Source organism: Mammaliicoccus sp. J-M41 (assembly GCF_022385935.1).
Taxonomy (GTDB): domain Bacteria; phylum Bacillota; class Bacilli; order Staphylococcales; family Staphylococcaceae; genus Mammaliicoccus; species Mammaliicoccus sciuri_A.
Window position 1 is genome coordinate 18,953 of the sequence record NZ_JAJNIR010000026.1, and the last position, 18,278, is coordinate 37,230.

The window sequence follows — 18,278 nt, forward strand, 5'->3', positions numbered from 1 at the left end:
TTAATGACCTCCTATTAAGTTCTATATAATGCATTAATTTTTACGTAATCATAGCTCAAATCGCATCCGAAAGCGGTAGATGAATGATGAGAATTTCCAACTTTCGCTTCTATTTCAATTGTATCTTGCTCCATTTTAGCTTTTAAATCTAACTCATCAAATGTTACATTCATACCTTTACTAACTAATAAATGTCCACAAAGCCAAACGTCTACTTCGTTAGTATCTACAGTATGATCTGCATAACCAATTGATGTTACGATTCTTCCAAAGTTTGGATCAGCACCGTGTATTGCAGTTTTCACTAAGCTTGAACCTACAATCGTTTTTGCAATTGCACTATTTTGAGCTTTCGTCTTAGCACCTTTGACATTAACTTTGATTAACTTCGTCGCACCTTCACCATCTCTCGCAATACTTTGAGCTAAAAATTGACTCACATATTGGACTGCTTGAGCGAACTTCTCCCATTCTGGATGTGATTTAGTTAATGTTTGACCACTTTCACCATTAGCTAAAAGTATAACCATATCATTTGTACTCGTATCACCATCAACTGTAATCATATTAAACGTTTCATCAACAGATTCTTTTAATAAGCCATTCAAATCTTCAGATTCAACATTTGCATCTGTTGTCATAAAGCCAAGCATTGTAGCCATATTTGGATGAATCATGCCTGACCCTTTACATGAACCGCCAATCGTAATCACTTCATCATCAATTTTAATTTGTACTGCTATATGTTTAGTCTCTTTATCAGTTGTTAAAATAGCTTCATTAAAATCAGAAGAATGCGCATTATTGAGAATATCAATATTATTCACACCATATTCAATTTTTTGCATAGGTAAAAATTCGCCAATCAAGCCTGTTGATGCAATTGCGATTTGATGTTCAGGTAATTGTAGTTTAGATGAAATCCATTTTTGAGTTTGCTTTGCATCATCCAAACCTCTTTGACCTGTACAAGCATTTGCGATGGCAGAATTAATAACAATTGCAGAAAGTTTGTGTTCAACATTAATACTTTCTTCAGTGACTTTTAATGGGGCTGCTTTAAAAGCATTTTGTGTATATACCGCTGCACAATTAGCTGGAACTGATGAATATAACCAACCAAAGTCTTTCTTTTCTCTACGTAAGCCAACATGCATGCCGCCTGCAATGTATCCTTTAGGTGACGCGACATCACCTTCTTCTATAACGATCATTTCAGAGTCAATTAATTCTTCAGTCTTATCTAACATCAAATTCCTCCTATTCTATGGGTATATTGGTAATAAATTTAATCCTTCATCTTCATTAAATCCAAATAATCTATTCATGTTCTGAATTGCTTGACCACTTGCACCTTTAACGAGATTATCTATAACTGCAACGATAATAGCTTTTTGTCTGTCTTCATCAACATAAATACCTATATCGCAGTAATTACTGCCTAGAACTTCTTTTGTTGTAGGGAATTCGCCAAGGTCTCTTACACGAACAAATGGTTTTTCCTCATATTTCTGTTTATATAATTGATGTAATGCTTCTTCACTTGTTTGATCTTTTAAATCTACATAAATAGTAGCCAATATACCTCTTGTCATAGGAACGAGATGAGGTGTGAATGTCACTTTTATGTCTGATTTCGAGACTTGTGATAAATATTGTTCAATTTCTGGCGTATGCTTATGGGAACCTAATTTATAAGCTGAAAAGTTTTCATTCGCTTCTCCAAAATGAACATTTTGACTTAATGTTCTACCAGCACCTGAAACACCAGTTTTAGCGTCTATTATAATCGTGTCTTTATTAATAAAGTCACTTTCTAAAAGAGGGTGTAAAGATAAGAGTATTGCAGTTGGGAAACAACCCGGGTTTGCAATAATTTGTGTCGATGATCCATCCACATTTGACCACTCAGGCAAGCTATACACCGCTTCATCCAATACACTCTGAGGAGCTGGCTTTTCTCCGTAATATTTTTCATAAATTGTGGGGTCTTTCAACCTAAAGTCTCCAGATAAATCGATTACTTTAATACCACGTTCTATTAATTTAGGAATAAAATTCTTGCTCACATTTGAGGGGGTCGCAAAAAATATTAAATCACATTGCACTGTTTCTACATCTAAACTTGTGAATTGTTCAATAATATTATTTTGTAAATGTGGATATGTTTCCTTTATATCTTGACCAGATTTCGAATGCGAGAATACATATTTGATATTCACTTCTTTATGCTGATTTAATAATCTCATCAATTCTATTGCTCCGTATCCACTACCACCGACTATACCTATATCTAACACGAAAACACCTCTTCTATTTTTAGTATTATAATACTTTAGATAAAAATTGTTTCGTTCTTTCGTTTTGAGGATTATCAAATATTTGTTCAGGTGTACCTTCTTCTTGAACAATTCCTTCATCCATAAATATCACATGGTCGCTGACATTTTTAGCAAATCCCATTTCATGTGTTACAACGACCATTGTCATACCTTCTTTGGCTAAATCTTTCATAACACTTAATACTTCACCAACAACTTCGGGGTCTAAAGCTGAAGTTGGTTCATCAAATAAAATAACTGCCGGGTTCATCGCTAACGCACGAGCAATCGCTACACGTTGCTTTTGTCCACCTGATAATTTAGAAGGATAAACATCTGCTTTATCTTCTAGACCAACTTTTTTAAGTAATTGTTTAGCTTGATCTTCTAATTCGGATTTTTGTCCTTTTTTCAAAGTTAAAGGTGTTAGTGTAATATTTTCGATTACTTTTTTATGTGGAAAAAGATTAAAACCTTGGAAAACCATGCCCATTTTTTGTCTTAATTGATCCAACTTTGCACCTTTCGTATTTGTTAAATCATTATTTTCAAATACGATCTGTCCAGAGGAAGGTTCTTCTAATAAATTCAAACATCTAAGAAGCGTACTTTTACCACTACCAGATGGGCCGATAATCGCAACAACTTCCCCTTTTTCAATATTTAAATTAATACCTTTCAATACTTCATTTTTACCAAATGATTTGTGTAAATCGTTAACTTTAATCACTTACACTAAACCTCCTTTCAGCAAAGTACATCACTCTAGATAACGTAAACGTTAAGATAAAGTACAATACTGCTGCTACTAATAATGGTGTAAATGGATCAAATGATGCCCCTTGAACAACTTGAGCATTAAACATCAATTCACTTACGCCGATAACAGAAACTATAGAAGATTCTTTAATAACTGTTACAAATTCATTACCTAATGCAGGTAAAATATTTTTAATGGCTTGTGGCAAGATAACTTTAGTCATAGCTTGCGATTTATTTAATCCTAATGATCTAGCCGCTTCCATTTGGCCATTATCTACTGCGTTAATACCAGCTCTAATAATTTCTGCAATATAAGCACTACAGTTAATGATGAGTGCGATAATACCGCAAATTAATGCTGATAAATCTAAGCCAAGTACTGCTGTTGTACCGAAATAAACTAAGAATACTTGAACGAGTAATGGTGTACCTCTTATAAATTCGATGTAAACTGAAGCTATCGATTTAAATATTTTACTATTACTTAATTTCATAAGCGCTAAGAAGCAACCAATTAATGCCCCTGCTACTACACCTAAGAATGATAATAGAATCGTATAACCTACACCATGTAAGAAATATGAACCATATTTACTGAAGAAAGAACCATCATCGAACATTGCTTCTGTCGCTTTATCTTGATAGTCTTTAATCAAATTATTGTCTCGAACTTCTTTAACACTCTTATTAACTCTCTTCATTAATTCAGGTGAATTTTTCGGTAATGCAATGGCTGTTGTCTTGTCTGCATCTGAAAATGTAACATCTGAATATGTTAAATTAGGATTCTTCTCTAAATATGCATCAGCAACAGGTCCTTCAATAATCATGCCGTCTACTTTTCCAGAATTAAGTGACATAATAACTTCCGGTACTCTCGTTAATGAGCTAACTTGAGATTCTGGCATTTCTGTTTTTGCCAATTCTTCTTGAGTCGTTTGCTTTTGCACACCGACCATTTTTCCTTTAAAATCATCAATCGTTTTTAATTTGTCTTTATCTTTTTTCTGTATAATCATTCTTTGATTAACTTCCATATAATCATCAGAAAAATCAACTTGTTTCTTTCTCTCAGGAGTTGGAGCCATACCAGAAATAATCATGTCGATTTTTCCAGTTTTTAAAGCACCTAGTAAACTATCAAATTGCATATTCACAATCTTAAGTTTAATATCATTGTCTTTTGCAATTTTTTTAGCAAGTTCAATATCTATCCCAGCATATTCACGTTCACCATCTTTAGTGTGCTCAAACTCATAAGGTGCATAATCTGCTGATAAGCCTACTCTTAACTCGCCTCGTTCTTTAGCTTTATCCCATTGATCAGTTTCTGCAGCTTGTGACTTTATGGGGGCTAAATAAGGAATTGTAAGTAGTAAACAAATTGTTGCTATAACTACTTTAGTAAATACATATCTTTTCAAATTCGTTACCTCCTGAATTAATAATATTCATTATTATACGCATTTATGAAATTTTATGCAATAGCTTTTTATAAAAAAGTATGAACGAACGTTCATTCATACTTTACTTAGTTGAACTTCATTTTCACTGTATCCAGTTGTGATAACTTCAAGTGCACTATCTAATGAAATTTCAACCATATTTTGTACGGCTGTCTGTGTATAAAATGCAATATGAGGTGAAATTAATACATCGTCACGTGACATCAATTCTTTTAAAGTAGGATCTTCAATTTCTTTGTCTGTATAATCATATGAGAAATATGCAAACTCATTTTCATATACATCTAACGCTACACTATGTAATTTACCGCTATTTAATGCTTGAATGACATCATTAGTCTTCACTGTCGCACCTCTAGCTGTATTCACTAAATATGCACCATTTTTCATATATTTAATCGTCTCTTCATTAATAATATATGTCGTTTCTTCATTTGCTGGAACATGTAATGTGATTAAATCGGCTTTAGATAATCCTTCTTGTAAACTTTGTACATATTCAATATCGCTTAACGATTGATCATAAGGGTCATACCCGATCACTTCCGCACCAAATCCTTTAAATAATTGTGCTGACACTTTACCTATTCTACCAACACCTATAACCAGTACCGTCATACTTCTTAGTTCTTTAGCGATTACTGTTTCATCCCAAGTAAAATCTTGATGTTCTACTTTTTTATTTATTTTATTAATGTTTCTTATTAATTCTAGTGCTCTACAAACTGCAAATTCCGCTATCGCATTTGGACTATATGAAGGAATATTTGTAATTTTTATATCATGTTTTGCAGCTTCATCTAAATTAAACATATCAAACCCAGCCGCACGACCAGCAATTTGTTTAATACCAACATCCTTAAGTGCTTCGTATATTCTGTCATCAAACTTAAATAACTGTTGAGTACTCACACCATCAAAAGACGATAAAGTATGGACATTTTCTAAAGTTAAATCCTCTTCCGTACATTCAATTTCATGACCATTAGTTTGACCCCACTGATATGCATAAGGCTTTTCATCTTCTCTTATATTAAATAATTTAAATCGCATAATTCGTTCTTCCTTTCAGTAAGAAATAAATAATGATTAATTCTACAACACTTTATGAAAACAAACAATCTATTTTTCATAATATTCTTACAATTAAAAGTGTATGTAATATGGTGAATAACTTATTTATCAAGAAGTGAAACTAATTAGCATCCTTATGAACAGATTTGTCTATACTTGTTCGTAACGATGGCCTTGTGAACACTTCTTGCCAAACTTGTATATAACGGGGTTGTTAATTACAAAAGTCTACCGAAGTGTTACTATGGATAGCCATAATTACAAAACTCGGCTGAATTGTTACTATGGACAGCCTTAATTACAAAACTACTGAGAATTGTAATTACTGATATCCTTATTTGCACTTCTAACCAAATCTGCTAATAACGCACCCAGTATTTGCACTTCTCGCCAAACTTGCTAATAACGACACCAGTATTCAGACATATTTAAAGGCTGAGACATTTTTCTTGTCTCAGCCTACTCTACATTTTAATTATTCTCTTTAAATAAAAACATTTCTTGATTGTATTTTGGAAGTATTTTTAAACAAACTTTATGTACGATATATGCAAATAAAAACGGTATGACGAAATATGCTACGCCAAGTATTAAAATATTTAAAAATACTGATCCTTCCATAAATTTTAATGCGTTTGCTGGTCCAACAAATCCGGTATAACCAAATCCGGTAGACATTGGCGTACCTTTTATGCCAACAAAATAAGTTAGTAATCCACTCATTAGTCCATTTATGATTAATGGTACTGCGATGATAGGATTTTTAAAATATACTGGAATCATCATTTTAGCAGCTCCGATAATAAGTACGATATTGATACCTTTATCGTTTACTTTCCATGACCCCATTAAGAAAGTCACACATGCAGCAACAATCCCCATATTGCCAGCTCCTGAACTTAAACCATTTAAACCGACCGCAGTAGCAATTGCTACAACTGAAATTGGCGTTACCATTAATAATGCATAAGTAATCGCAATTAATATACACATCATTAAAGGATTCAATGTAGAAAATTGTTCTATTAATTTGCCGATACCTTTTGTTACATTACTAACATATGGAAGTGTCAGCATACCTATAAATCCACTGACAACTGAAATAATAATTGGCATAATCAACATATCTAAAGAACCAAATTTTCCTTTCAATTTAATCATCAAGTAACAACTGATAATTAAAACAACGATTAAATTGACGACATCCCCTATACTTACAAATATAAATTGACCATTTTGTATTTTCACAGCGCCTGAACCTATTAATCCTGCAGCACCAATCATAACTGCATCAGTAGCTTGGAATTTAAATTGATGTGCAACAACGATGCCTATAATAAAACTCATCGCAAACTGCATAAGTAATAATGCTTGATTAAACATTTCTAATAGCGGATGAAACTGTGATAAATAACTAAATAACACACCAAGTATGGCGTTAGGTATTAATGCTATAACAATGCCTACACCTATACCATTTAAAATATTAAAGAAAAATTCCTTTACTGTGAAATGTTTATCCATAAAATGCCTCCTGAAATAATATGTATTAATGATATATGACTTTATTTTTATAGACAATGCTATTTTTACTATTTTACTTTACTTTGGTATAGTTTAATGTAATAGTTTAAATAACAACGTTGTTATAGGAGGATTTTTACATGTTTAATATGATTTCACAAGATAAAAATACAATTGTAATCAGTGACAAGCAAAACGAGCATTTCTTTACAATCCGCATATTAGAAGATTACTTAATCAATATTAAATCTTCTACAGAGAAAGAGATCACTTTACCGACTTGGACCATTACACCTGGAGATACTGAATTACCTTTCGAAGGTCTCTCTAGATACGACCAATCTAACTTTTCATGTCCACAATATGAAATTTCAGAAGAACAAAACAATATTATAATTAAGACAAAGTCATTAAAACTTATCATTGATAAAGAAGATTTCTATTGTAGTTGGTATGATATAAGTTCATCTGACAAAGAAATTAAAATTATGCAAGACCGTAAGACAGGCAGTTATCAACATCAAATATCAAGAAATCATCCGACTTGTCATTATTTAAATAGAGATAAAAATGAAATGTATTTTGGTCTCGGTGAAAAGAGCGGAAAAGTGAATAAACATGGCAGACGATTCAGAATGAAAAATATAGATGCTATGGGCTATAATGCTGAAACGACTGATCCTCTTTATAAACATATTCCTTATTATCTCACATACAAAACTGATGAAAATATATCATTTGGTATCTTCTACGATGATTATCAAGACTCTATTGTAGATCTTGGACAAGAGTTAGATAATTATCACGGTCATTATAGATATTATGAAACTAAATCAGATTTTCTTGATTATTACGTTATTGCCGGTCCATCTATTCAACAAGTAACGACGCGTTTTAGTCATTTAACAGGTAGACCAACACTCATGCCTGAATGGAGTTTGTCATATTCTGGCTCAACAATGCAATACACAGATTTGCCAAATTCAGATGAAAGACTGATATCTTTTCTAAATCAATGTAACACACATAATATAACGATTAGATCTTTCCACCTTTCATCAGGTTATACATCCATTCATGATAAGAGATACGTTTTTAATTGGAATTACGATAAATTTAAAGACCCAAAATCTTTTGGTAAAGCTTATACAGATCAAAATGTAGAATTAGTTGCGAATATTAAACCTACCCTACTTACAGATCATCCTTTACTAGATGAAGTATTAGCATTTGATGGATTTATTAAAGATATGAATGGTAAACCGCTTCTTGTACAATTTTGGGATGAAAAAGGATACTATTTAGACTTTACTAATAAAGACACTATTAAATGGTGGCAATCTAAAATAGAACAACAATTATTATCTAATCATGTTAACTGTACATGGAATGATAATAACGAATTCGAAATTTGGGATGATAAAGCTAAAGTAAATGGTTTCGGCAATGAAGCAAATTTCCAAGATTATAAAGCAATCATGCCTATATTAATGATGAAAGCATCAAGAGAGATTCAACAAAAATATCATAAAGAACAATATCCATATATCATAAGTAGATCTGGTGCAGCTGGTATGAGTAAATACGTTCAAACTTGGACAGGTGATAACTATACGAGTTGGCATACATTAAAATATAATAATGCTATGGCAATTGGGTTAAGTCTATCTGGTGTTTATAACTTTGGCCATGATATTGGCGGTTTTTCTGGTGATAAACCAGAAGCAGAATTATTTTTAAGATGGGTACAATGTGGTGCTTATTATCCAAGATTTTCAATCCACTCATGGAATGATGATGGTTCTGTAAATGAACCTTGGATGCATAATGAAGTCTTATCTGAAGTTAAACAAGCCATGCACTTCCATGAAAAGCTTAAACCATATCTTCAGTCATTAGTTGTACAGGCACATGAAGCATATGAACCAATTATTAGACCAACTTTTTACCAATTTGAAAGTGATATAAATACTTTTGAAGAAAATGAAGAATTTATGTTAGGTGAGCATATGTTAATTGCCCCTATCGTAGAAAAAGCTCAACTAGAAAGAACAGTCTATTTACCTAAAAACAGCAAGGGTTGGATTGATTTTCATAGCGGCGAACAATTTGAAGATGGTCAAACAATAACCGTAAAAACGACTTTACAACATATCCCAACATTTGTAGTAAAAGGCGCAACGATACCAGTTTATCAAGATGATTTAAAAACAATTGAAAATCTAAAGTTCTAAATAAATAAGAACCTAAGACAATATCGTCTTAGGTTCTCTATTTTTATATAGTATCTATGCCTTCAATATTATATAGTGACACGGCGTTATTAAAGCATATATCCTTAATAATTTCAGAAAGAATTTCATCATCAATGATTTCTCCTCTTTCCACACGTTTACCAATCATTTCACATAAAATTCTTCTAAAATATTCATGTCTTGTATATGATAATAAACTTCTTGAATCAGTTAACATACCAACGAAAGTAGATAACAATCCAACATTTGCATATTCTACTAAATGTTGTTCCATTCCTTCTTTAGTATCATTGAACCACCATGCAGCACCTAGTTGCACTTTGACTTTATCTGAAGTAAAGTTTCCAGCTGTTGCTTGCACCATTAAGTGATCATTTGCATTATTAGGATAAATAATTGTATCTGATAATGCATCATTTTGATTTAAATGATCTAAAAATCTATTTAAATCAGTAGAACTGAGCATATCACCTACACTATCAAATCCAGCATCTGGACCAACTTCTTCAAACAATAATGTATTATTGTTTCTCACTGGTCCAAGATGAAACTGTACAACCCAATTATATTTTTTATACGTTTTACTTACTTCGGTTAAAATATATCCAGATAATCTACTTAAATCCTCCTCATCTAAGTCTTCACCATGTTTAATTTGTTCAAAATACTGTTCAGCTTGGTCTTTAGTTACATCCACTTTAAGTACTTTAGCAAAGCTTTGATCAGAACTTCTTGCGCCATTTTGATGGAAGTATTCAATACGTTCATTGAGCGCATTAATATATTCTTCCACATGATTTATTTTTGTTTCTGTAGCAATTTCTAATTGGTTAATAGATGCTTCTACATTATCTTTCGTTAAAGCGATATAACGATCAGATCTAAATGTTGGTAACACTTTGACATCAAAAGACTTATCCTCACGAAGTAATTGATGATATTTCAAATCATCACATGGATCATCCGTTGTACAGATAATTTGGACGTTACTTCTTTCTATTAATTTTCTTGGAAGAAATTCTGGTTGTTGTAAACTTTCATTTAACTGATTATATAATTGATCTTTATCAATTTTATTTAAATTTTCATTGATATCGAAATACCTTGCTAATTCTAAATGACACCAGTGATACATCGGATTCATAATACTTTTAGGCAATAAACTTATAAATGCTTCGAATTTTTCTTTATCAGTTTTGTCTCCAGTAATATACGACTCATCTATTCCGTATGCGCGCATTAAACGCCATTTATAATGATCATGTTTTAGCCAAACTTCAGTAATCGTATTAAAAGGTTTATTCTCATAAATTTCTTTCGGATCTAAATGACAATGAAAATCAAAAATTGGTATATCTTTAGCTATATTGTATAAAGCCTGTCCTTTTTCAGATTGAACAATAAAATTTTCTTTAATTAAACTCATAAATACTCACCTTTCCTATAGCCCAAGTAATTTTGGTAAAAATAACGATAATTGTGGTACGAACGTAATTAATAACAACAGTATAATTAAAATAATAAAGTATGGTATTAATGTCTTAATGACACTTTCAATTCGTACATTTGCAACACTACTACCAACAAATAACGCACTACCTACTGGAGGTGTTATATTACCTATACATAAGTTAAATGCGATTACTATACCGAAATGAACTGGATCTAATCCGATACTTTCTGCAATCGGTAAGAAAATTGGAGTGAATATAAGTACTGCTGGTGTTATGTCCATAAATGTACCGATGATTAATAAAATTAAATTCATTAACAGTAATAATAAAATTGGATTTTCAGTTAATGATAATATGCCGCCAGAAATTGCTTCTGGTAATCCTGTAAAACTCATAACGAGTGAGAATAATGCAGATGCTGTAATTAAGAATAAAATCATACCTGTAATTTCTACTGTTTCTATAATAATCGCAGGTATATCTTTAATTTTTAAATTTTTATAAATAAGTGACAGTATAAACGCATATAGAACTGCGACAGCTGCACCCTCTGTTGCTGTGAATATTCCAGCTACAATACCACCGATTACGATAATAATTAATAGTAAACTTGGAATAGCATCTAAAATTAAAAATAATTTATCTTTCCAACTCACTTTTTCAGAAACTGGATAGCCATGTTTTTTAGCTAAAAAGTAAGCAACAACCATACAACCTAGGCCCCATAGAATTCCAGGAATGTAACCTGCAATAAATAATGCAGCAATTGATGTTCCACCACTTACTAGTGAATAAACAATCAATAATGAACTTGGTGGAATTAATAATCCTGAAGGTGCTGAAGCAATATTGGCAGCTGCAGAATATGATTTTTTATAACCTTGTGTTGTTTCCATCGGTGTCATGATTCTTCCCATTGCTGCAGCAGCTGCAACACTTGATCCTGAAATCGAACCAAACAACATATTCCCCACAATATTCGTATGTGCTAAAGAACCAGGTAATCTACCTACTAACACTTTTGCAAAGTTAATTAATCTAAACGCAATACCACCGTTATTCATCAATATTCCAGCTAGTACAAATAACGGAATGGCAAGCATTGTAAAGTTATCAATACCAGTTACCATTCTTTGGGCAGCAGTAAGTATTGTGACATCAAACGGGAAAATAAGTATTAACGTTAATAATGAACTTAAAATAATTGAAATAGCGATTGGAATACCAAATGCTAAAAATATTGCTAAAGATACAAATAATACGATTCCAGCAATTGTTGTCATTACACTTCACCGCCTTCATCATTTTCTGGTAACTCATTTGTTATAATGCCTCGAATTGAATAAAATGCAATAAAAAGTCCTGAAATTGGTAATGCACCATACATTAATGCCATTGAAACACCTGTAGCTGGTGCATATTGTGTCCAAGTAAGTGCTACAATTTTAATACCACCGTATATCATCAAAATTAAAGCAACTAATAAAATAATGATATTCGTGAGTCTTTCTATAAATAACTGTGCTTTAAGAGGAAACTTTTCTCTTATAAATAAAATGGCAATATGTTTTTTCTTACCAAATACATATGCTGCACTTAACAACGCAAACCAGATTAACAAGAAGCGAATGATTTCTTCACTTGTCGTACTTGGCGTGTTCAATATATATCTTGTTATCACTTGCCAAACTGATAAAATGACCATTACAGTTATCAATACACCAGACACAGAAAGCAAAGTTCTATCAATATAATGTGTTAATTTATTCATTTTGTTCTGCCTCCTTAATCAATTTGTATTGTTTTTCTGTTCCTTTATTATTTTTAAATTCTTCTTGTAGAGGTTTTACAGCTTTTTTGAAAGTAGACTTATCTACATCATGGAATTTCACATTCATATCTTCTTTAGCTGATTTAATTGCCTCTTTAATGGCTTTATCCCAGATGACTTCATGCTTTTCAGTAGATGATCTTGCTGCGCTTTTTATCCATCCTTTTTCTTCTTTCGTTAAATCATTGTATGCATCCTTATTCATAATTAAAATATCAGGAACGATAGCATGCTCAGTATTATAATAATTTTTTGCAACTTCTCCATGTTTATTGTCGGTCAATGCTGTTTCATTATTCTCAGCTGCATCAATAACACCAGATTGAAGTGCTGTATAAACTTCACCAAATGCCATTGGAGTTGGCGTACCACCTAATGACTTAACAAGTTGCACACTTGTTTTACTTGGCTGAACACGTGTTTTTAAACCATGTAAGTCTTTATTCGTCTTTATTTCTCTATCTTTTGTATATATATTTCTTAATCCTGAGTCATAGTAAGTAATACCTACAAACCCGTTGTCTTTAGTCGTATTAAAGAATGAATTTTGTACTTCAGGTTTTTTCATAATAGATCGAAAACTATCTCGAGATTTAAATAGATATGGCATGCTAAATAAAGAATACGACTCAGAGAAACTTTCAAGTGCACTTGCTGACACTTTTGTGAATTGAATGGCATTTGTTTGAGTCATTTCAATTGCTTCCCGTTCACTTCCAAGTTGTCCGTTCGCATATATTTTAATTTTTAATTTTCCATGAGATTTCTTTTCTACTTCTTTTTTAAATTCTTCTAACGATTTATGTACTGGATGCGTTGTAGATTGGTTGTGTGCTAGTGTTAAAGTCTTAACATCTTTATCTTGTGCGTCACTTTGTTGGCATCCATACAAAACTGTGAATACGCTTACAATTAACAGTAAAATTTTTTTCATCTCTCATCCCCCATTAATTTTAAAAAAGTAATCAAATTGACTACTTCTTTAATACTTATTGATAAGTATAAATCAAATGAAACAAAATAACAACGTTGTTATTTATAGAAAATGTGTGCTTATGGTATAATATAGAAAATAATATTTAAAGGAGACTCACATGGCTGTAACATTAAAAGACATAGCAAATGCCTGTGGTGTTAGTTATTCAACAGTAAGTAAAGCGTTAAAAAATTCTCCTTTAGTTACTGCTGAAACAACAGAGCGCATACAGCAAAAGGCAAAAGAAATGAATTATATACCTAATAATTCCGCTCGCTCTTTAGTCTCAAATAAGAGCCAAACAATTGGACTCATTTGGCCATCAGTAGACAGAGTTGCAGTATCAACTCTTGTTTCAGAAATCAATAACTTTTTAAAGAATACTGGATATTTTATGTCTGTATCAATCGATGATGTGGAAACTGCTGCGCATAAATTTTTAGAATTACGTTTTGATGGCATCATCGTATTTGATGAAGGTGAAGCTTCTACCCTACCAAGTATCATTAGTTCAAATATCCCAGTAGTAGCTTATGGTACAGACCGAGAGCTCGAATATCCTATTGTAAATGTTAATCATAAACAAGCAATGATTCTTTCATTAGATGATTTAATGCAAAATAATATAACAAATATTTGTTATATTGGAGATCTCAACACCGATGATATTCGACAAATTATAAAGAAAGAAACTTTTGAACGTTATTGTAAAGAACACAATCTTGAATATAATATGATTGATTCAAAAGGACTATCAGCTGAAGATACATTTTTTGCATTAAAGTCATATTTGACTAATCATACGTTGCCAGAAGGTATCATTTGCGGAAGTTACGATATTACTTTAGGACTCGTGCACACTTTAAAAGATTCATTAGATCAACATATTGTATACTCATACGACAATGTACCTCAATTTGACCATATGGATACAGTGATTCATTCAGTCGGTGTCCCTACTAGGAAAATTGCTGAAACATTAGTTAATATCCTTATCAATGCAATTGAATCTAAGGAAAATCAACCTAATGTCTATAATCTTGAGCCTGAATTAGTAAAGCGGAAATAAAGACAAAAAATGACTACAAAATTGTAGTCATTTTTTTACTGTTGTTCCTTGATGGAATCTCATCTTCCACTCTGATTGTTTTCTAATCCATAAAGTACTCCGTTTAGTTGTTATATGATCAGTTTTATTGATTAATTCATAAGTCGTTAAGACAATTCCTTTTTGAATTTTTTCAACTATAAAATTCGAAATCTCATATTCAAATGTATGTAAAGTCCCCTCTTCAATATCACGTTTATATATCATTTTGCCCGACTTACCTATTTCTTTAAAATCATCATCAAGTAAAGTTAAGATAAACGACTTATCCATTCTATTACTAGCATCCAAATGTGCACATTCTAATTCATAAAATTGCTGTTTAATGATTTACACCTACTTTATCTTAGTAAATATAGTTCAACTTATATGCTAAAATAATAGCATAGTAATAAGTATAATCGAGGGGGGTAAGTAAATGACAAATTTAAAAGAAGTAGCTAAACGAGCTGGCGTTTCACCAAGTACCGTATCACGAGTAATTAATAACCACCCTTATGTTAATGAAGAAAAAAGAAAAAAAGTACTTGATACTATAGAAGAATTAAATTATATACCAAATATCAATGCAATTCATTTAAAAAAAGGTAAAACAAATTTAATAGGTGTTGTATTGCCGTTCTCTAATCACCCATATTTTTCACAATTAATTCAAGGTATTTCTGAAGAAGCGATTAAATCAAACAAAAAAATTGTTTTGTTCCAAACTGCTTATGATACTGATCAAGAAATTGACGCTTTGGAAATGTTAAAACTAAAACAGATAGATGCACTCATTATATGTTCAAGAAATATTTCATTAAATATAATTGAGCAGTACATAGAGTATGGACCAATTTCTATATTCGAAAATATTTCAAACTCTAAATTTAGAACAACATATATTGATCACTACAACGCCTTCAAACAAGCATTAAATCATCTATACAATAACGGACATAGACATATTGCATGTGCCATAAATAGAAGAAATAGCACTAGTTCAATTTTAAGAATACAAGCATATAAAGACTTTTGCAGTGAGAATTCTTTACCCTTCAATGATCAAGATATATATGAGAATTTTGTATTATTAGAAGATGGTCAAAGACTTGCACAAGAAATTGAAAATAAAGAAAATCCACCTACTGCAATTGTTGTATCAGGAGATAACACAGCTGCAGGCTTGTTTATTAGTTTAAATGACGAACAAAAGAAAAATATATCTATCATTGGGTTTGAAAATCATAAAATATCTAAATTGCTAAACCTTACTACAATAGAGATCCCCCTCTTTCAAATTGGTAAAAGTTTGTTTAATCAACTATATGAAGATAAACTGAATAACTATTTATTTGAAACAAAACTTATTAAAAGAAACTCAGTATTTAAATTAAACCATTGACATGAAATGCATTTCATAGATTATCCTTTAATCAATCACAAATATTAGGGGGTAATTAAAATGAACAAACAAAAAGTTGGTATTGATGGTTGTAATATTACTTCAGAAATTTATGTAGAAATACTTCAACACACTAGCAATATTGATATTGTCGCTTGTACTGATGAGAGCCTATCAAAAGCAATTAGTATGAAAAACATATATGATATCCCTCAAGTAATGACAAGAAGTAAAATGTATAAAGATAAGAAAATTGATTATATTATTAAACTTTAAAAGAACAAAAAAAGTCTTAAGCGATTAGCTTAAGACTTTTTTCATTAATTATATATACCGGTGGTCGGGTTCGAACCGACACGTCCTCGACGGACACGGGATTTTGAGTCCCGCGTGTCTGCCAATTCCACCACACCGGCTTAATAAAAATCCTACAAAAAAAATCTTCCCAATGGAAGAAATAAATGGAGCGGAAGATAGGACTTACACCTATATCTCATTCCGGGAAGGAATGTATTCTAAGAGTTGAAATACTCCCGCATTTTAATAAATAACAGTATTAATAATAATGGAGCGGAAGATAGGACTTGCACCTATATCTCATTCCGGGAAGGAATGTATTCTAAAAGTTGAAATACTCCCGCAAAGTTATTAATGGAGGCGGCAACCGGATTTGAACCGGTGAATAGAGGTTTTGCAGACCTCGGCCTTACCACTTGGCTATGCCGCCAGACTACTGGGCTAGCTGGATTCGAACCAGCGAGTGACGGAGTCAAAGTCCGTTGCCTTACCGCTTGGCTATAGCCCATTAATATAAAATAAGGGCGGCTGATGGGAATCGAACCCACGAGTGTCGGAACCACAATCCGATGCGTTAACCACTTCGCCACAGCCGCCATGGCAGGGGCAGTAGGAATCGAACCCACACCAAAGGTTTTGGAGACCTCTATTCTACCGTTGAACTATGCCCCTATTAAATTAAAATAATAATGGTGGAGGGGGGCAGATTCGAACTGCCGAACCCGAAGGAGCGGATTTACAGTCCGCCGCGTTTAGCCACTTCGCTACCCCTCCGTTAGATGGTGCCGGCCAGAGGACTTGAACCCCCAACCTACTGATTACAAGTCAGTTGCTCTACCAGTTGAGCTAGGCCGGCAAAAAGTTAAAAGATGGCTCAGGACGGAATCGAACCGCCGACACAAGGATTTTCAGTCCTTTGCTCTACCGACTGAGCTACTGAGCCATACATTAATTTTTAAAAAATGGCGGTCCCGACGGGAATCGAACCCGCGATCTCCTGCGTGACAGGCAGGCATGTTAACCGCTACACCACGGGACCATCATTAAAGCTATTGCAGGAGGCGGATTTGAACCACCGACCTTCGGGTTATGAGCCCGACGAGCTACCGAACTGCTCCATCCCGCGATAATAATATTAAGTTACAAATATAATGGCGGAGGAAGAGGGATTCGAACCCCCGCGAGCCGTTAAGCCCCTGTCGGTTTTCAAGACCGATCCCTTCAGCCGGACTTGGGTATTCCTCCAATATATAAGTATGGACCTTGCAGGACTCGAACCTGCGACCCAACGGTTATGAGCCGTTTGCTCTGACCAACTGAGCTAAAGGTCCAAAATTTAAAATATGTATCATATTGAAAATTTTAATGGCGGCGGAGGGGATCGAACCCCCGACCTCACGGGTATGAACCGTACGCTCTAGCCAGCTGAGCTACGCCGCCATAATGGTATTATTTTTAAATGGTGGAGACTAGCGGGATCGAACCGCTGACCTCCTGCGTGCAAAGCAGGCGCTCTCCCAGCTGAGCTAAGCCCCCATTTAATATGTAAATTTTTAAAGAGTCGGGAAGACAGGATTCGAACCTGCGACCCCTTGGTCCCAAACCAAGTGCTCTACCAAGCTGAGCTACTTCCCGTAACCAAAATGGTCATTACGCGCCCGAGAGGAGTCGAACCCCTAACCTCTTGATCCGTAGTCAAACGCTCTATCCAATTGAGCTACGGGCGCATATTAATATGGTGCCGAGGACCGGAATCGAACCGGTACGGTAATCACTTACCGCAGGATTTTAAGTCCTGTGCGTCTGCCAGTTCCGCCACCCCGGCA

General features: G+C 33.2%; 15 protein-coding genes and 18 tRNA genes. 4 read left to right on the forward strand and 29 right to left on the reverse strand.

Annotated features, from left to right (window positions below; genetic code table 11):
- Positions 1-14: 14 nt before the first annotated feature.
- The 6 genes from argJ to LQ686_RS09980 all read right to left on the reverse strand — a co-directional run bounded on the left by argJ (position 15) and on the right by LQ686_RS09980 (position 7,147).
- Complete coding sequence (gene argJ, locus LQ686_RS09955; protein ID WP_103361119.1) at positions 15-1,250, reverse strand: bifunctional glutamate N-acetyltransferase/amino-acid acetyltransferase ArgJ; 1,236 nt, start codon at positions 1,248-1,250, stop codon at positions 15-17.
- 15 nt (positions 1,251-1,265) lie between these two features.
- The gene (gene argC, locus LQ686_RS09960) at positions 1,266-2,300 is read right to left on the reverse strand and encodes an N-acetyl-gamma-glutamyl-phosphate reductase (protein ID WP_025904794.1); all 1,035 of its coding nucleotides are present in this window, start codon (positions 2,298-2,300) and stop codon (positions 1,266-1,268) included.
- Positions 2,301-2,325: 25 nt separating this feature from the next.
- Entirely contained in the window at positions 2,326-3,051 is a 726-nt protein-coding gene (locus LQ686_RS09965) for an amino acid ABC transporter ATP-binding protein (RefSeq protein ID WP_037589737.1), read from the reverse strand.
- On the reverse strand, positions 3,044-4,468 hold the full coding sequence (locus LQ686_RS09970) for an ABC transporter substrate-binding protein/permease (RefSeq protein WP_233678371.1): 1,425 nt from the start codon (positions 4,466-4,468) through the stop codon (positions 3,044-3,046). Before LQ686_RS09970 ends, LQ686_RS09965 begins: the two co-directional genes overlap by 8 nt.
- Before the next feature lie 135 nt (positions 4,469-4,603).
- Positions 4,604-5,602, reverse strand: a complete 999-nt coding sequence (locus LQ686_RS09975) for a D-2-hydroxyacid dehydrogenase (RefSeq protein WP_025904791.1) — start codon at positions 5,600-5,602, stop codon at positions 4,604-4,606.
- 492 nt (positions 5,603-6,094) lie between these two features.
- Positions 6,095-7,147 (reverse strand): PTS sugar transporter subunit IIC, encoded by a 1,053-nt coding sequence (locus LQ686_RS09980; protein WP_103361121.1) that lies wholly within the window; start codon positions 7,145-7,147, stop codon positions 6,095-6,097.
- Between the two features lie 140 nt (positions 7,148-7,287).
- On the opposite strand from LQ686_RS09980, the gene LQ686_RS09985 reads away from it, so the two are divergent.
- Positions 7,288-9,381 (forward strand): glycoside hydrolase family 31 protein, encoded by a 2,094-nt coding sequence (locus tag LQ686_RS09985; RefSeq protein ID WP_107572925.1) that lies wholly within the window; start codon positions 7,288-7,290, stop codon positions 9,379-9,381.
- Between the two features lie 43 nt (positions 9,382-9,424).
- On the opposite strand, the gene uxaC is transcribed toward LQ686_RS09985, so the two are convergent.
- From uxaC to LQ686_RS10005, 4 genes are read right to left on the reverse strand one after another with little or no spacing between them, the layout of a single operon-like run.
- Entirely contained in the window at positions 9,425-10,828 is a 1,404-nt protein-coding gene (gene uxaC / locus LQ686_RS09990) for a glucuronate isomerase (RefSeq protein ID WP_239733304.1), read from the reverse strand.
- A gap of 15 nt (positions 10,829-10,843) precedes the next feature.
- Positions 10,844-12,139 carry a TRAP transporter large permease gene (locus LQ686_RS09995; protein WP_107617637.1) on the reverse strand — a complete coding sequence of 432 codons (1,296 nt, stop codon included), beginning with the start codon at positions 12,137-12,139 and terminating at the stop codon, positions 10,844-10,846.
- Positions 12,139-12,627, reverse strand: coding sequence for a TRAP transporter small permease (locus tag LQ686_RS10000; protein WP_025904787.1), 489 nt, complete (start codon positions 12,625-12,627; stop codon positions 12,139-12,141). Before LQ686_RS10000 ends, LQ686_RS09995 begins: the two co-directional genes overlap by 1 nt.
- The gene (locus LQ686_RS10005) at positions 12,620-13,621 is read right to left on the reverse strand and encodes a TRAP transporter substrate-binding protein (protein ID WP_239733306.1); all 1,002 of its coding nucleotides are present in this window, start codon (positions 13,619-13,621) and stop codon (positions 12,620-12,622) included. The genes LQ686_RS10000 and LQ686_RS10005 overlap by 8 nt, the downstream gene beginning before the upstream one ends.
- Positions 13,622-13,781: 160 nt before the next feature.
- On the opposite strand from LQ686_RS10005, the gene LQ686_RS10010 reads away from it, so the two are divergent.
- The gene (locus tag LQ686_RS10010) at positions 13,782-14,732 is read left to right on the forward strand and encodes a LacI family DNA-binding transcriptional regulator (RefSeq protein WP_107617639.1); all 951 of its coding nucleotides are present in this window, start codon (positions 13,782-13,784) and stop codon (positions 14,730-14,732) included.
- A 27-nt stretch (positions 14,733-14,759) separates the two neighbouring features.
- Here the strand turns inward: LQ686_RS10010 and LQ686_RS10015 are convergent, their stop codons facing one another.
- Positions 14,760-15,101 carry a nuclear transport factor 2 family protein gene (locus LQ686_RS10015; RefSeq protein WP_325167687.1) on the reverse strand — a complete coding sequence of 114 codons (342 nt, stop codon included), beginning with the start codon at positions 15,099-15,101 and terminating at the stop codon, positions 14,760-14,762.
- Between the two features lie 88 nt (positions 15,102-15,189).
- Here LQ686_RS10015 and LQ686_RS10020 point away from each other — a divergent pair, with 88 nt between their 5' ends.
- Together LQ686_RS10020 and LQ686_RS10025 are read left to right on the forward strand one after the other, a co-directional pair.
- Positions 15,190-16,155, forward strand: coding sequence for a LacI family DNA-binding transcriptional regulator (locus LQ686_RS10020; protein ID WP_107617640.1), 966 nt, complete (start codon positions 15,190-15,192; stop codon positions 16,153-16,155).
- Between the two features lie 60 nt (positions 16,156-16,215).
- A complete protein-coding gene (locus tag LQ686_RS10025) occupies positions 16,216-16,431 on the forward strand; it encodes a hypothetical protein (protein ID WP_025904782.1) in 216 nt (71 codons plus the stop codon).
- 55 nt (positions 16,432-16,486) lie between these two features.
- Here LQ686_RS10025 and LQ686_RS10030 read toward each other — a convergent pair.
- The 18 genes from LQ686_RS10030 to LQ686_RS10115 form a co-directional block, all read right to left on the reverse strand.
- A tRNA-Leu gene (locus LQ686_RS10030) sits at positions 16,487-16,571 on the reverse strand.
- Positions 16,572-16,721: 150 nt separating this feature from the next.
- Positions 16,722-16,796 (reverse strand) — tRNA-Gly (locus LQ686_RS10035).
- 11 nt (positions 16,797-16,807) lie between these two features.
- A tRNA-Cys gene (locus LQ686_RS10040) sits at positions 16,808-16,882 on the reverse strand.
- A gap of 6 nt (positions 16,883-16,888) precedes the next feature.
- A tRNA-Gln gene (locus tag LQ686_RS10045) sits at positions 16,889-16,960 on the reverse strand.
- A gap of 15 nt (positions 16,961-16,975) precedes the next feature.
- Positions 16,976-17,048, reverse strand: a tRNA-His gene (locus tag LQ686_RS10050).
- A gap of 2 nt (positions 17,049-17,050) precedes the next feature.
- Positions 17,051-17,124: transfer RNA gene (locus LQ686_RS10055), tRNA-Trp, on the reverse strand.
- An 18-nt stretch (positions 17,125-17,142) separates the two neighbouring features.
- Positions 17,143-17,226: transfer RNA gene (locus tag LQ686_RS10060), tRNA-Tyr, on the reverse strand.
- Positions 17,227-17,232: 6 nt separating this feature from the next.
- Positions 17,233-17,308, reverse strand: a tRNA-Thr gene (locus LQ686_RS10065).
- 14 nt (positions 17,309-17,322) lie between these two features.
- Positions 17,323-17,395: transfer RNA gene (locus tag LQ686_RS10070), tRNA-Phe, on the reverse strand.
- Positions 17,396-17,415: 20 nt separating this feature from the next.
- Positions 17,416-17,491 (reverse strand) — tRNA-Asp (locus LQ686_RS10075).
- A gap of 13 nt (positions 17,492-17,504) precedes the next feature.
- Positions 17,505-17,578: transfer RNA gene (locus tag LQ686_RS10080), tRNA-Met, on the reverse strand.
- Between the two features lie 26 nt (positions 17,579-17,604).
- Positions 17,605-17,697: transfer RNA gene (locus tag LQ686_RS10085), tRNA-Ser, on the reverse strand.
- A gap of 12 nt (positions 17,698-17,709) precedes the next feature.
- Positions 17,710-17,783: transfer RNA gene (locus LQ686_RS10090), tRNA-Ile, on the reverse strand.
- Positions 17,784-17,818: 35 nt separating this feature from the next.
- A tRNA-Met gene (locus LQ686_RS10095) sits at positions 17,819-17,892 on the reverse strand.
- Between the two features lie 20 nt (positions 17,893-17,912).
- Positions 17,913-17,988, reverse strand: a tRNA-Ala gene (locus LQ686_RS10100).
- 25 nt (positions 17,989-18,013) lie between these two features.
- Positions 18,014-18,087 (reverse strand) — tRNA-Pro (locus tag LQ686_RS10105).
- Between the two features lie 18 nt (positions 18,088-18,105).
- Positions 18,106-18,179 (reverse strand) — tRNA-Arg (locus LQ686_RS10110).
- Positions 18,180-18,188: 9 nt separating this feature from the next.
- A tRNA-Leu gene (locus tag LQ686_RS10115) sits at positions 18,189-18,277 on the reverse strand.
- Position 18,278 lies beyond the last annotated feature (1 nt).